The following is a 13,738-nucleotide window of genomic DNA, read 5'->3' as shown; positions in this document are numbered from 1 at the left end:
TGGACCGGCAGACCCATGGCACGACTGATCCCCATCGTCCTGATAGCCCTCGCCGTCTGGTTCTGGGTGCGTGCGCGGAGGAAGACCGCCGCGTACATGGCCTCCTACGAGAACCCGGCGGGCGGGCACCGCGACGGCGAGCGCCGCGAGCCCCCGGCAGCCTGAGCCCACGGAATCCGCCGCGCCCCCGCGGCGTTGTACGGACCGAACCCGACCCCCGGAGGAGCCCCGCATGTTCCTGACCCACCGCACCCCGCAGCTCCCCACCCCCCAGGAGGCCCTGCGCGGCCGTCCCACCCCGGAATTCACGGTGCCGTCCCGCCACACGGTCCTCGGCAACCCGCTGACCGGCCCGTATCCGCAGGGCCTGGAGGTCGCCGACTTCGCGCTGGGCTGTTTCTGGGGTGCCGAGCGCAAGTTCTGGCAGACGGAGGGCGTGTGGACGACGCTCGTCGGCTACCAGGGCGGCTACACCGAGAACCCGTCGTACGAGGAGACCTGCTCGGGCCTCACCGGTCACACGGAGGCGGTGCGCGTCGTCTTCGACCCGAAGGCCGTGAGCTACGCGGAACTGCTGAAGCTGTTCTGGGAGTCCCACAACCCGACCCAGGGCTTCCGCCAGGGCAACGACGTGGGTACGCAGTACCGCTCGGCCCTCTACACCCACTCCCCCGAGCAGGCGGAGGCCGCGGAGGCGTCCCGCGAGGCGTACCAGCAGGTGCTGACGGGCGCCGGCTTCGGCACGATCACCACGGAGATCCTGCCGGCGGAGGGCCGCACCTTCTGGCCTGCCGAGGCGTACCACCAGCAGTACCTGGACAAGAACCCCGACGGCTACTGCGGCATCGGCGGCACGGGAGCCACCCTGGAGTCCCCCTCGGAGACGAACTGGGGCCGTGCCTGCCCGACGGGTATCGCTCCCGCCCCCGGAGCGTGAACAGGGGCCTCGCGTAAGGATCTGGGCCCCGCCTCCCGGCTGCCGCCGGGGTGCGGGGCCCACGCCGTCAGGCGGCCAGCCGCACCTCGCCCATCGGAGCGCGGGCGGGAGCGGACCGTCGCGCCGGGCTGTCGCGGACGAGCTCCCGCTGGGCCAGGCTCAGCACGTCCCCCAGCCCGAGCCCCAGCGCACGGGCCGCGGCGGCGAGCACCTCGGACGACGCCTCCTTGCGGCCGCGTTCGATCTCGGAGAGGTACGGCACGGAGATCCTGGCGGTCTCGGCCACGTCCTTGAGCGTGCGCCGCTGGGCGGCGCGCTCGCGGCGCAGGACGTCACCGACGAGGTCCCGCCAGAGAGGTTCCCTGGCGGCGGGCGCGGGGCGCAGGGGGATGACGCGGGCTCGGTCCGGCTCGTGGCTGCTCATCGTCCCAGCGTAGGAACGAAGCGCCCGGCGCGGGAGGGGAACGCCTGCGGCGCCGGGCGGATCTGCTGCCGGCAGAACGGGGGCGTCCGTGAGGGGCCGTGCCGGCCTCCGGGTACGGGCCGGAACACGGCCGTGGCCCGTTCCTCCGACGCCTTCGGCGGGCCTCCGCCGGGCCCGGTGCCCGCTGTCCGGGGCCGGGCGGAGGCACGGGCTCAGATCAGGCCCTGCGCCAGCATCGCGTCCGCGACGATCTCGAAGCCGGCGATGTTGGCACCGACCACGTAGTTGCCGGGGCTGCCGTACTTCTCGGCCGTGGTGTGGCAGGAGTCGTGGATGTGGCGCATGATCTGCGCGAGCCGCTCCTCCGTGTGGGCGAAGGTCCAGGAGTCGCGGGACGCGTTCTGCTGCATCTCGAGGGCGCTGGTGGCCACGCCTCCCGCGTTGGCCGCCTTACCGGGGGCGAAGGCGACGCCCGCCTCCTGGAGGACGTGCACGGCCTCCGGGGTGGTGGGCATGTTGGCGCCCTCGGCGACCGCCTTCACCCCGTTGCGCACGAGGGCGAGCGCGTCGGCCTCGTGGAGTTCGTTCTGGGTGGCGCAGGGCAGGGCCACGTCCACGGGGACGCTCCAGACGCCCGTTCCCTCGACGTACCGCACGTGGTCGCCGCGCCGCTCGGCGTACTCGGAGATCCGGCCGCGGCCCGTCTCCTTGATCTCCTTGAGCAGCTCCAGGTCGATGCCCTTGTCGTCCACGACGTAGCCGCCCGAGTCGGAGCAGGTCACGACCGTCGCACCGAGCTGCTGGGCCTTCTCGATGGCGTAGATGGCCACGTTGCCGGAGCCGGACACGGCGATGCGCTGGCCGTCGAGGGACTCACCGCGCACACGCAGCATCTCGGCGGTGAACAGGACGCAGCCGTAGCCGGTCGCCTCGGTGCGCGCCTGGGCCCCGCCCCAGCCGAGCCCCTTTCCGGTGAGCACACCGGACTCGTAGCGGTTGGTGATCCGCTTGTACTGGCCGAAGAGATAGCCGATCTCCCGGCCGCCGACGCCGATGTCACCGGCGGGGACGTCGGTGTACTCGCCCAGGTGGCGGTGGAGTTCGGTCATGAAGGACTGACAGAACCGCATGACCTCCGCGTCGGACCGCCCCTTGGGGTCGAAGTCGGCGCCGCCCTTGCCCCCGCCGATCGGCATGCCGGTGAGGGCGTTCTTGAAGATCTGCTCGAAGCCGAGGAACTTCACGATGCCGAGGTTGACGGAGGGGTGGAAGCGCAGACCGCCCTTGTACGGGCCGAGCGAGCTGGAGAACTCGACGCGGAAGCCGCGGTTGACGTGGATGTCGCCCGCGTCGTCCGACCACGGCACCCGGAAGATGAGCTGACGCTCGGGCTCGCAGATCCGCTCGATGATGCGGGCGTCGACGAACTCCGGCCGCTGCGCCAGCACGGGGCCCAGGGTGTCGAGGACCTCGCGCACCGCCTGGTGGAATTCGCCCTCGCCCTGGTTGCGCCGCAGGATCTCCGCGTAGAGCGGCTCGATGACGCGGTTCTCCGCGGCGCGCGGGGTGAGGGAGTCGGAACTGGCCGGCATCTGATCAAGACCTTCCGTGGGTGGGCTGTCGCGCGTCGGCGCTCCCTGTCCCCGGAGGCGCCTGAGGCCGTGAGGCCGTCGCACGCGGCAAGTCTCGCAGCGCGGCCCGGTCCCGTCCGGGCGACATCCACATAGTGGCCACGGTTGTTCGCCCCGGTACGGGGGTTCCGTCCCCGCGCGGCCCCGTGACGCCGGGGCCGTGCGGTCCTCCGCCCCGGCGTCACGGAGCCGCGCGGGTGGCGAACCTCACAGCCCGAGGAGGGCGGCCGTGAGGTTCGCGCCGTCCCGGAGCGCGTACGCCGAAGGCGGCGGCGCCCGGGGATTCCGGGTGCCGCCGCCTTCGGAAGGGGAGGGGCGTGCGGATCAGGCCTGGGAGCCCGCCGTCCACTCCGACCAGCTCATGTTCCAGCCGTTGAGGCCGTTGTCCGGGGTGATGGTCTTGTCCGGGGAGTTCTTGACGATGACCACGTCACCGATCAGGGAGTTGTCGTAGAACCAGGCGGCGGGGGTGTTCGGGTCGTCGGCACCCTTGGTGTCGGAGAGGCCGACGCATCCGTGGCTGGTGTTCGCGCTGCCGAAGATCGACTTCGCGCCCCAGTAGTTGCCGTGGATGAAGGTGCCCGACGTGGACAGCCGCATGGCGTGCGGCACGTCCTTGATGTCGTACTCACCCTTGCCGTCGTCGTCCGTGAAGCCGACGGTCGAGCCGTCCATGCGGGTCTCCTTGAACTTCTCGGAGATCACCATCTGGCCGTTGTACGTCGGGTTGTCGGAGGATCCCGCGGAGATCGGGATGGTCTTGACCGTCTTGCCGTCCCGGGTGACGGTCATGGTGTGCGCCTTGGCGTCCACGGTCGAGACCTGGTTGCGGCCGACCTTGAAGGTGACCGTCTTCTGCTGCACGCCGACGACGCCGTCGGCGCCCTCGACGCCGTCCAGGGCCAGCTTCAGCGTGACGGTGGAGCCACCCTGCCAGTAGTTCTCGGGGCGCAGGTCGAGGCGCTTTGCGTTGAACCAGTGGCCGACGACTTCCTGGCCGCTGCTCGAGGTCACCTTGATGCCGTCCTGGACGGCCTTCTTGTTGGTGATCTCCTTGTTGAAGTTGATCGAGACGGGCATGCCGACGCCGACGGTGGAACCGTCCTCGGGGGTGAAGTTCCCGATGAAGCTGTTCTCCGGCGAGACCGTGGTGAAGGAGCTGTTGGCGTGGGCCGCACGGCCCTTGCTGTCGGCGGCCGTCGCGCTGATCCGGTACGTCGTGGAGCGTTCGAGCTGGCCGCTGGGCTTCCAGCTGGAGCCGTCGGCCGCGAGGGCGCCCTCGACGGCGTCGCCCTCCGCCGTCGTCATGGTGACCTCGGTCAGCTTGCCCTTGGCGACGGTGACCATCGCGGCGTTGTTGATGCTCGCGTTGGTGGCGCCGTTCTTCGGCGCGATCGTTATCTGTGCCTCGGAGGCGTCCTTGGCGGCCGCCTCGTCCACCTGCGCCTGTGACGTCTTCGAGCTGTCGGCGCTCGCGCCCGTGCCGCTGCCGCCGTCGTCGCTGCAGGCCGAAAGCACCAGCACTCCGCCGAGCAGTGCGGACGCGGCCATGAGGCCCCGGCGCCGCTTGCTGTCCGTCATCACACGCTTCTCCATCGTTGCCGATTCCCCAAGATCCCCGGACAGGGTCGCCCGACGGCGATTCCCCGTCAATGTTCCAAGAACACCGCGACCGGGTCTTCCGTTCCACATCCACCGAGGATGTGGGGAACACCACTCATCGACGCACCCGGGGCCGCGGCGGTTCCCGCCACCTGGGAGGAGGGGCCCGCGGGCGTCAGCGTTCCGTTTTCCCTCCGCCTTCTTCGTCGTCCGTGTCATTGTCCTCGATCCCGTAGTACGCCTCGTCCCCGTCCTCTCCCGCGGCCCAGTCCTCGGCGTCGGGGTCGTAGTCGATCGTCTCGCTGCTCCAGGAGGCCTGGGCGAGCTCGACGCCGGGCACCTGGCTGACCAGATCGAACGGGTCGATCAGCGAGGCGAGGGCTTCCGCTGCGTCTTCCCTGACCGTCTCCTCGGCATGCGTGCGTTCCTCGGCGGACTCGTCGGCCGACGCTCCGGAAGCGGTGAAATCCGCGGCGATGCTCTCCAGCGCGGTACCGGTCAGGGCGTCCGCGTCGCTGACCTCCAGCACCATCTCCACGCGAAGCCGAACAAATGAGGGTGTCTTCGAAGTGCTCATACGCCGGAGCGTAAGGCTCCCGGGACCTGTGGCTTTCCTCCGACCCGCTGCTTTGCTTAGCATCGGCCCGCAGGGCTAACTGATGGTTGTCGCAAGGGGATCGATTCTGTGTCCATGGCTCGTCGCACGCTGCTGACCACCACGGCGGCAGGCACCCTGCTCTGTGCTCTCTGGTTCGTCCCCTCCGCCAACGCGACCGGCGAAGCAGAGACACGGAGCGGTTCCACCGGCTCGTCCGCCGGTTCCTCCGCCGGGGCGGCGCAGGCCTTCGCCACGAAGGAGTCCGCCTCCGGCGACCGGCTCGCCGACACCGGGGCGGGCATCGACACGACTCCCTATCTGATCGGCGGCACGGCGTCGCTGTGCGTCGGCGCGGGTTTCGTCGCCTACTCGGTACGCCGGGGCGGCACACCGGTCGCCGGCCTCTGAGGCGCGCCGGGGCCGCCGCGTCCGGTGACGGGTGCGGCGGCCCCTCGCGTGCCGCGCGGTCAGGCCAGCGGGCCCGTCACCTTCTCCACGGCCGCGACCAGCCGCCCTTCCCGTACGAAGGCCTCGGCGGCGGCCAGGTCGGGGGCGAGGAACCGGTCGGGGCCCGGCCCCTGGACGCCGGCGGCCCGCAGGGCCTCGATGACCGCCCGGGACGCGGGCGCGGGGGTCAGCCCCTCGGCCGCGCGCAGCTCGACGGCGCGCGTGGCGGCGTACAGCTCGACGGCCACGATCCGCGCGAGGCCGGTGACCGCGGTACGGAGTTTCCTCGCGGCCGACCAGCCCATGGAGACGTGGTCCTCCTGCATGGCGGAGGACGGGATCGAGTCGACGGACGCCGGGACCGCGAGCCGCTTCAGCTCGCTGACCAGGGCGGCCTGCGTGTACTGGGCGATCATCAGCCCCGAGTCGACACCGGCGTCGTCGGCGAGGAACGGCGGCAGCCCGTGCGAGCGGTTCTTGTCCAGCAGCCGGTCCGTGCGGCGCTCGGTGATCGACCCGAGGTCGGCGGCGACGATCGCCAGGAAGTCCAGGACGTACGCGACGGGTGCGCCGTGGAAGTTGCCGTTGGACTCCACGCGCCCGTCGGGGAGGACGACGGGGTTGTCGACCGCCGAGGCCAGTTCACGGTCCGCCACGAGGCGTCCGTGCGCGAGGGTGTCGCGCCCGGCGCCGTTGACCTGGGGCGCGCAGCGCACGGAGTAGGCGTCCTGGACCCGGGGGGCGTCGGACGTGAGGTCGGCGTGCCGCCCGGTGAGGCCGGAGCCTTCGAGCACCCGCAGCATGTTGTCGGCGGAGACGCCCTGGCCGGGGTGCGGGCGGATGGCGTGCAGCTCCGGGGCGAGGACGCGGTCCGTGCCGAGGAGCGCCTCCAGGGAGAGCGCGGCGGTGATGTCCGCGCCGGTGTAGAGGTTCTTCAGGTCCGCCAGGGCCATCACGAGCATGCCCAGCATGCCGTCGGTGCCGTTGAGGAGCGCGAGCCCCTCCTTCTCGCGCAGCTCCACGGGGGTGATGCCGTGTGCCGCGAGCAGTTCGCCGGCCGGCCGCACGGTGCCGTCGGGGCCCTCCGCCTCGCCCTCGCCCATCAGGGTCAGGGCGCAGTGCGAGAGGGGGGCGAGGTCGCCGGAGCAGCCGAGCGAGCCGTACTCGTGGACGACGGGGGTGATGCCCGCGTTGAGCACGTCCGCCATGGTCTGCGCGACCTCGGGGCGTACGCCGGTGTGACCGGAGGCGAGCGTCTTCAGCCGCAGGAACATCAGCGCCCGGACGACCTCGCGCTCCACGTGGGGGCCCATGCCCGCCGCGTGCGAGCGGACGATGTTGCGCTGCAGCTGCGCCCGCAGAGCGGGGCCGATGTGCCGGCTGGCGAGGGCTCCGAAGCCGGTGGAGACGCCGTAGACCGGCTCGGGCTTGGCGGCGAGGGCGTCGACGGTCTCCCGGGCCGCGGAGAGCGCTTCGACGGCGGCCCGGGAGAGCTCGACACGGGCGCCCTGGCGGGCCACGGCGATGACGTCCTCGGCGGTCGTACCGGACGTCCCCACCACGACTGTATGCATATCCATATTCAGAAGCGTACGGACTGAAAGCCGCGATGTCACCAGTGGTCGTGCGGTTGACCCCTTACGCCCTCACCCGGGCCGGCCGGCGGGCCGGGGCGTCACCGGTCCCCGCCGGGCGGACTGCCCCGCAGCCTGCGGCGGTCGTGGGGGGACCTGGGCGGCGAGTCGGCGAGCCGGATCACGTCGCCGTCGCGCCCGGCGACCACCGGCCTCGTGGAACGCGCGGCCTTGGCCCGGTACTGGGCGGCGTCCGCCAGCCGGAAGAGCCTGCGGGCGGAGGGGACCGGGCCGATGTCGTCGCCCGTGGACGCGACACCGCAGGAGACCCCGCCACCGGGCTCCAGGGCGACGGCCCGCGCGCAGAGCTCCTCGGACACCCGGACCACGTCGTCGGCGGGCGGCCCGACGGTCAGCAGGCAGAACTCGTCGCCGCCCAGGCGTGCGGACAGCGCGCCCGGAAGCATCGCGCCGCAGAGCGAGAGTACGGAGCCGAAACGTTCCAGCAGCCGGTCGCCGACCGCGTGGCCGTGCGTGTCGTTGACCGCCTTGAGGCCGTTGAGATCACACACGACCAGGCTGACCACGGCGCCTTCACCGTGGTGCAGGTCCACCGCCTCGTCGAGGCGCAGATCCACGGCCCTGCGGTTGGCGAGACCGGTCAGCGGGTCCGTGAAGGCCAGCTTGCGGACCTCTTCGAGCCGCTCGGTCTGTGCGATCCCCGCCGCGACCACGGCGGCCAGCACGGTCGCGAAGTCCGCGTCGTCCCGGCCGAAGTACGGAGCCCCCGCCGGGCGGGCCACGTACAGCTCCCCCCAGGCCCGTCCGTGCAGCACGATCGGCGCCACGACGCAGCAGCCCCGGCCGCGCCGGCGCAGCGCCGCGACCCGCTGAGGGCAGTACGGGCGGGCGCCCCGGGCCGGTGCGCCGGCGGCCGGAGCGCCGTCGGCGGTCTCCACCCAGGCGTCGGGCTCGCCGCCGCCCGCCCAGCGCTCGTGCAGGAACTCCGTGATCTCCGGGAACTGGTGCACGGGGTAGGACTCGGCCTCGGGGAACTCCTCCTCCCCCTCCGCCCGCTGCCCCGTGTTCACCAGCACCCGGAGCCTGCCCTGCTCCCTCTCCCACGCGGAGAGGGCGGCGAAGCTTCCCGCCAGCGCCTCGCACGCCCCGGCCGCCGCGGCGTGCCAGGACTCGCGCGGGGTGCAGGCCGCCGCCATCGCCTGTGCCAGCGCAACCACGGCACGCAGCCGCGCATCATCGCCCATCGCCCCAGCTTAGGTACATCTGTGACGATGTGATCAGTCGGCGGCGCTGGCGATCTTCAGGTCACCCGGCGGCCCACCCGCCGGGCCGGGCGGGTGGGCTCACTCGCCGGGCCAGGCGGGCTTCCGCTTCTCGTTGAACGCGGCCACGCCCTCGGCCCGGTCCCCGGAGAAGGCGACGGACCGCCATGCGGCGTCCTCGACCTCGAGCCCGGCGCGCAGATCCAGCCCGTGCCCCAGCCGCAGTGCGCGCTTGGCGGCCCGCAGCCCCACCGGCGAGTTCGCGGCGATCCGGCCACCGAGGGCCAGCGCCTCCTCCCGGTCCCTGCCCTTCTCGACCAGCTCGTCGACCAGTCCCAGCTCACGCGCCTCGGCCGCCTCCACCCGCCGGGCGGTGAAGACCAGCTCGGCGGCGCGGGCGGCGCCGACCCTGCGGGGCAGCAGCTGCGTACCGCCGCCGCCCGGGATGACGCCGACGGACACCTCGGGCAGGCCGACGACGGCCGTGCGGTCGGCCACGATGACGTCGCAGGCCAGCGCGAGCTCGAAGCCGCCACCGAGGGCGAAGCCGTGCACGGCGGCGACGACCGGCATGGGCAGTTCCAGCACCCCGGTGTACGCGGCCCGCGCCGTGGGCCGCTGCCTCACGAGCTCGGCGTCGGTGAAGGAGTTGCGCTCCTTGAGGTCCGCGCCCACGCAGAAGGCCCGTTCGTGGCTGGACGTGAGCACGGTCGCCCGCACCCCCTGGTCGGCGCCGAGCGCGGCACAGGCCTCGGCGACGGACCGGGCCATCGCGGTGCTCACGGCGTTCATCGCCCCGGGCCGGTCGAGCACCAGCTCCGCGACGTGCTCCTGGCCCTCGTGCCGCCGCACGACGACGAACTCCCCGTACCTCTGCTCGGACGTGACACCCATGCTGCACCCCTCCGGTTAACGAGCGTTACCGGAATCCTAGGCGGGGTCACACGGGGCCCGGGAGGGGTCCCTCCCGGCCCTCGGCCTCGGCGCCCCCGTCAGGCCGACGGCTTGCCCCGCCGCGCCAGCAGCCACGGTTCCACCACGCCCAAGCCCCGCACCGGCCGCTGCCACATCGGCTGCAGCCCGAAGCGGTACGGCGGCGGCGGCTCCCCGTCCGGGCGGCCCTCCTTCTCCGCCAGCCGTGCGCGCTCGGCCGCCGCGGCGGCCTCCTCGGCCTCCGACGCGGGGGCGTCGCCGTTCCTGATCAGTTCCTCGGCGAACGCGCCGTCGACCAGCACCGCGTCCTTCGGCGCTATCGACGTCAGCCGGCTGGCCAGGTTCACCGTCGTCCCGAACACGTCGCCCATACGGGTGGTGACCGTGCCGAAGGCGATGCCGACCCGCAGCGCGGGCATCGTCGTGTCCTGGGCCATCGCCTCGACCAGCCGGAGCGCTATCTCGCCCGCCGTACCCGCGTCGTCCGCGGCGAAGAGCACCTCGTCGCCCAGGGTCTTGATGAGCCGTCCGCCGTGCGCGGCCACCAGGTCCGCCGAGGTCGTCTCGAAGGCCTCGACGAGCTCGCCGAGCTCCTCCTCCTCCAGCCTCCGCGTCAGCCGCGTGAACCCGACCAGGTCCGCGAAGCCCACGGCCAGCCGCCGGTCCACCATCTCCTCGTCGTCCGCCGCCTGCACGACCCGGCCCGTGGCGGCCGCCAGCTGGCGCCGCCAGACGTAGACCAGGAACTCCTGCAGTTCGGGCAGGAGCAGCTCGATGAGCGGATAGGTGACCTCGGTCCGGGTCATCCCGGCCTCGGGTGGCTCGGTGAGCCCCTCGAGGAAGGAGTCGATCTGCCACTCCGCCAGGCGGGCGGTGGTCTGCCCGGTCGACCGGGCCACCTGGATGGCCATCGGCTCGCTGAGCAGCCCGGCCTCCACGAGACCGGCGAGGCGGCGCAGCGCCAGGACGTCGGCCTCGGTCAGCGCCTTGGCCTGCCCGATGTCGGCGAAGCCCATGGCCCGCCAGAACCGGGACGCCAGGTCCATCGAGACCCCGGCGGTCCTGGCCGCCTGGAACGGCGTGTAGCGGCGGTCGGCCCCCAGGATCAGGGCCTCCAGCCGGATGGCGAGCGGGTCGTCGGTCGGCTCGGCCGTGTGGTCGACCTCGTGATGCGGTGTCGAGTGGACCGACGGTCCCGACGAGGGCTCCGCGCCGTCGTCGGAATGCGTGTCGTCGACGGTCACCGGCCGCCTCCTGCCCGTTCCCTGCGCACTGCCCTGCCGATCTGTCGCTGGATCGCCTCAACGATACGGCAGGTGTGCCCTGGCTCACGTCCCCGGTCACGCCGTCACGTGTCCGTCATACGTGACATCACCCGTATGTGCGGCAACTCCGGATCAGGTGAGACCTCCCTCCTCGCCCCGCAGGTGGACGATGTCGCCGGCCGACACGGGCTCCTGCAGCCCGTCGCCCGTGGCCAGCACGAGCCGCCCGTCCCCGTCGATCGCGACGGCCTCGCCGACGAGGGACCGGTCGCCCGGCAGCTCGGCGCGCACCGTCCGGTCGAGCGTGGCGCAGCCGGCCGCGTAGGCCGCCTGGAGCCCGCTCACGGCGGCGTCGCCGTTCGCGTCACGCCACTGCCCGTACCACTGTTCCAGTGACCGCAGGACGGCCCGGAGCAGGGTCTCGCGGTCGGTGGAGACGGCTCCGGCGAGTGCCAGCGAACCGGCGTGCGGGGCGGGGAGCTCGGCGGCGCGCAGCGACACGTTGAGCCCGATGCCGATGACGACTCCGTCCCCGGCCCGCTCGGCGAGGATGCCGCCGGTCTTGCGTTCCGTGCCTCCGATCGTCACCAGGAGGTCGTTGGGCCATTTCAGTGCCATGTCGACGCCTGCCGACCGGGCGAGGCCCGTGGCGGCGGCGACACCGGTCAGCAGGGGCAGCCATCCCCAGCGCTCGGCGGGCACGTCGCCGGGGGTCAGGTGGACGGAGAGGAAGAGGCCCGAGCGGGGCGGGGCCGTCCAGCTCCGGTCGAGCCGTCCGCGGCCCGCCGTCTGCTCCTCGGCGACCAGCACCGCCCCTTCGGCCAGGCCTCCGCCCGCGGCCCGTGCGGCGAGGTCGGAGTTGGTGGAGCCGGTCGTCTCGACGACGTCCAGGGAGGTCCACAGGCCGCCGGGCCTCAGCAGCCCTCGGCGCAGCGCAGCGGCGTTCAGGGGCGGCCTGTCGAGGTCCGACCAGCGGTTGTGCGGCGCATCGGGAGGTGTCATGCAACCCACATTAGGTGTGGCCAACGACGCACTGCCGAACGGTATCCGCGCCGATACGCTACGGGTCAGTAGCCAACAGCCGACGAGCACGCAGCCGTCGAGCACGAATGGGTCCAGCACCTACTGGATGTACCAGCCGTCCCCGTGACCAGGCAGGGAGCCGCCACCCGATGTCCGAGCCGCAGAGCGACATCCACACCACCGCGGGCAAGATCGCGGACCTGCAGCGCCGTATCGAAGAGGCCACACACGCAGGTTCCGCCCGTGCCGTCGAAAAGCAGCACGCGAAGGGCAAGTTGACCGCCCGGGAGCGCGTCGACCTCCTCCTCGACGAGGGGTCGTTCGTGGAGCTCGACGAGTTCGCACGGCACCGGTCCACCAATTTCGGCATCGAGAAGAACCGCCCGTACGGGGACGGTGTCGTCACCGGTTACGGCACCGTCGACGGCCGTCCCGTCTGCGTCTACTCGCAGGACTTCACCATCTTCGGCGGTTCGCTCGGCGAGGTCTACGGCGAGAAGATCGTCAAGGTCATGGACTTCGCGATGAAGACCGGCTGCCCGGTCATCGGCATCAACGACGGCGGTGGCGCCCGCATCCAGGAGGGTGTGGCCGCCCTCGGCCTGTTCGCCGAGATCTTCCGCCGCAACGTGCACGCCTCCGGTGTCGTCCCGCAGATCTCCCTGATCGTCGGGCCGTGCGCGGGCGGCGCGGTCTACTCCCCCGCGATCACCGACTTCACGGTCATGGTCGACCAGACCTCGCACATGTTCATCACCGGCCCGGACGTCATCAAGACGGTCACCGGCGAGGACGTCGGCTTCGAGGAGCTGGGCGGCGCCCGGACCCACAACACCACCTCCGGCGTGGCGCACCACATGGCGGGTGACGAGAAGGACGCCATCGAGTACGTCAAGTCGCTGCTGTCCTACCTCCCCTCCAACAACCTCTCCGAGGCCCCGGCCTTCCCCGAGGAGGCCGACCTGGGGACCACGGACGAGGACCGCGAGCTCGACACCCTCATCCCGGACTCGGCGAACCAGCCGTACGACATGCACACCGCCATCGAGCACGTGCTCGACGACGCGGAGTTCCTGGAGACGCAGGCCCTGTTCGCGCCGAACATCATCACCGGGTTCGGACGCGTCGAGGGCTACCCGGTCGGGATCGTCGCCAACCAGCCGATGCAGTTCGCCGGCTGCCTGGACATCGACGCGAGCGAGAAGGCCGCGCGGTTCGTCCGCACCTGCGACGCGTTCAACGTGCCGGTCATCACCTTCGTCGACGTCCCCGGCTTCCTGCCCGGCGTCGACCAGGAGTACGGCGGCATCATCCGCCGCGGCGCCAAGCTGATCTACGCCTACGCCGAGGCCACCGTCCCGCTGATCACCGTCATCACCCGCAAGGCGTTCGGCGGGGCCTACGACGTCATGGGCTCCAAGCACCTGGGCGCCGACCTGAACCTCGCCTGGCCCACCGCGCAGATCGCCGTGATGGGCGCGCAGGGCGCGGTCAACATCCTGCACCGCAGGACGATCGCCGCGGCCGAGGACCAGGACGCCACCCGCGCCCAGCTGATGGCCGACTACGAGGACGCGCTCCTCAACCCGTACGTCGCGGCCGAGCGCGGCTACGTCGACGCGGTGATCATGCCGTCCGACACCCGGGCGCACCTCGTCAAGGGCCTGCGCCAGCTCCGCACCAAGCGCGAGTCACTTCCGCCCAAGAAGCACGGCAACATCCCCCTCTGACCACCGGGAGCCATCATGATCAAGGTCGTACGGGGCAATCCGACCCCGGAGGAGCTCGCCGCGGCCCTGGCCGTGGTCCGGGCGCGCGCGGCGGCGACGGCCGCGGTGCCGTCCGGCGCGCCGCTGCCGCCCGAGGAGTGGTCGGACCCGGGACGGATCGCCCGCCGGGGCGCTCTCCGGCCGGGGCCCCGCTCGTGGGCACGGACGTACTGGCCCTCCTGAGAGCGGGCGGGCGGCGCTTGAGTACGCGTACTCAGGCGCCGCCGCCGTGCCCGGAGCACCATCGGGAGC

The 13,738-nt window shown here is 72.2% G+C and carries 14 protein-coding genes; 5 read left to right on the top strand and 9 right to left on the bottom strand.

Annotated features, from left to right (window positions below; genetic code table 11):
* The first annotated feature begins 15 nt into the window (after positions 1–15).
* Entirely contained in the window at positions 16–165 is a 150-nt protein-coding gene (locus ACHFIV_RS03310; protein ID WP_398963172.1) for a hypothetical protein, read from the top strand.
* 67 nt (positions 166–232) lie between these two features.
* Entirely contained in the window at positions 233–937 is a 705-nt protein-coding gene (gene msrA, locus ACHFIV_RS03305) for a peptide-methionine (S)-S-oxide reductase MsrA (RefSeq protein WP_398963169.1), read from the top strand.
* A 67-nt stretch (positions 938–1,004) separates the two neighbouring features.
* Here the strand turns inward: msrA and ACHFIV_RS03300 are convergent, their stop codons facing one another.
* The 4 genes from ACHFIV_RS03300 to ACHFIV_RS03285 form a co-directional block, all read right to left on the bottom strand.
* On the bottom strand, positions 1,005–1,361 hold the full coding sequence (locus ACHFIV_RS03300) for a helix-turn-helix domain-containing protein (RefSeq protein WP_398963166.1): 357 nt from the start codon (positions 1,359–1,361) through the stop codon (positions 1,005–1,007).
* 212 nt (positions 1,362–1,573) lie between these two features.
* Complete coding sequence (gdhA, locus tag ACHFIV_RS03295; RefSeq protein ID WP_398963163.1) at positions 1,574–2,953, bottom strand: NADP-specific glutamate dehydrogenase; 1,380 nt, start codon at positions 2,951–2,953, stop codon at positions 1,574–1,576.
* Positions 2,954–3,316: 363 nt separating this feature from the next.
* Positions 3,317–4,588, bottom strand: coding sequence for a L,D-transpeptidase (locus tag ACHFIV_RS03290; RefSeq protein ID WP_398963160.1), 1,272 nt, complete (start codon positions 4,586–4,588; stop codon positions 3,317–3,319).
* Positions 4,589–4,769: 181 nt separating this feature from the next.
* Positions 4,770–5,171 carry a hypothetical protein gene (locus ACHFIV_RS03285; RefSeq protein WP_398963158.1) on the bottom strand — a complete coding sequence of 134 codons (402 nt, stop codon included), beginning with the start codon at positions 5,169–5,171 and terminating at the stop codon, positions 4,770–4,772.
* A gap of 108 nt (positions 5,172–5,279) precedes the next feature.
* Between ACHFIV_RS03285 and ACHFIV_RS03280 the strand changes: the two genes are divergently transcribed.
* The gene (locus tag ACHFIV_RS03280) at positions 5,280–5,600 is read left to right on the top strand and encodes a hypothetical protein (protein ID WP_398963156.1); all 321 of its coding nucleotides are present in this window, start codon (positions 5,280–5,282) and stop codon (positions 5,598–5,600) included.
* A gap of 59 nt (positions 5,601–5,659) precedes the next feature.
* On the opposite strand, the gene hutH is transcribed toward ACHFIV_RS03280, so the two are convergent.
* The 5 genes from hutH to ACHFIV_RS03255 all read right to left on the bottom strand — a co-directional run bounded on the left by hutH (position 5,660) and on the right by ACHFIV_RS03255 (position 11,696).
* Positions 5,660–7,213, bottom strand: a complete 1,554-nt coding sequence (hutH, locus tag ACHFIV_RS03275; protein WP_398964182.1) for a histidine ammonia-lyase — start codon at positions 7,211–7,213, stop codon at positions 5,660–5,662.
* Between the two features lie 101 nt (positions 7,214–7,314).
* Positions 7,315–8,478 (bottom strand): GGDEF domain-containing protein, encoded by a 1,164-nt coding sequence (locus tag ACHFIV_RS03270; RefSeq protein WP_398963153.1) that lies wholly within the window; start codon positions 8,476–8,478, stop codon positions 7,315–7,317.
* Between the two features lie 99 nt (positions 8,479–8,577).
* Positions 8,578–9,390 carry an enoyl-CoA hydratase/isomerase family protein gene (locus ACHFIV_RS03265; RefSeq protein ID WP_398963151.1) on the bottom strand — a complete coding sequence of 271 codons (813 nt, stop codon included), beginning with the start codon at positions 9,388–9,390 and terminating at the stop codon, positions 8,578–8,580.
* Positions 9,391–9,488: 98 nt separating this feature from the next.
* Positions 9,489–10,673 (bottom strand): adenylate/guanylate cyclase domain-containing protein, encoded by a 1,185-nt coding sequence (locus tag ACHFIV_RS03260; RefSeq protein WP_398963149.1) that lies wholly within the window; start codon positions 10,671–10,673, stop codon positions 9,489–9,491.
* A 153-nt stretch (positions 10,674–10,826) separates the two neighbouring features.
* Complete coding sequence (locus ACHFIV_RS03255; protein WP_398963146.1) at positions 10,827–11,696, bottom strand: biotin--[acetyl-CoA-carboxylase] ligase; 870 nt, start codon at positions 11,694–11,696, stop codon at positions 10,827–10,829.
* A 170-nt stretch (positions 11,697–11,866) separates the two neighbouring features.
* Between ACHFIV_RS03255 and ACHFIV_RS03250 the strand changes: the two genes are divergently transcribed.
* Both ACHFIV_RS03250 and ACHFIV_RS03245 read left to right on the top strand, forming a co-directional pair.
* On the top strand, positions 11,867–13,447 hold the full coding sequence (locus ACHFIV_RS03250; protein ID WP_398963143.1) for an acyl-CoA carboxylase subunit beta: 1,581 nt from the start codon (positions 11,867–11,869) through the stop codon (positions 13,445–13,447).
* A gap of 15 nt (positions 13,448–13,462) precedes the next feature.
* Positions 13,463–13,669 (top strand): acyl-CoA carboxylase epsilon subunit, encoded by a 207-nt coding sequence (locus ACHFIV_RS03245; RefSeq protein WP_398963141.1) that lies wholly within the window; start codon positions 13,463–13,465, stop codon positions 13,667–13,669.
* Positions 13,670–13,738 lie beyond the last annotated feature (69 nt).

Source organism: Streptomyces sp. ALB3, from assembly GCF_044385685.1.
GTDB lineage: Bacteria > Actinomycetota > Actinomycetes > Streptomycetales > Streptomycetaceae > Streptomyces.
This window is presented reverse-complemented; position numbering and strand designations above follow the sequence as displayed.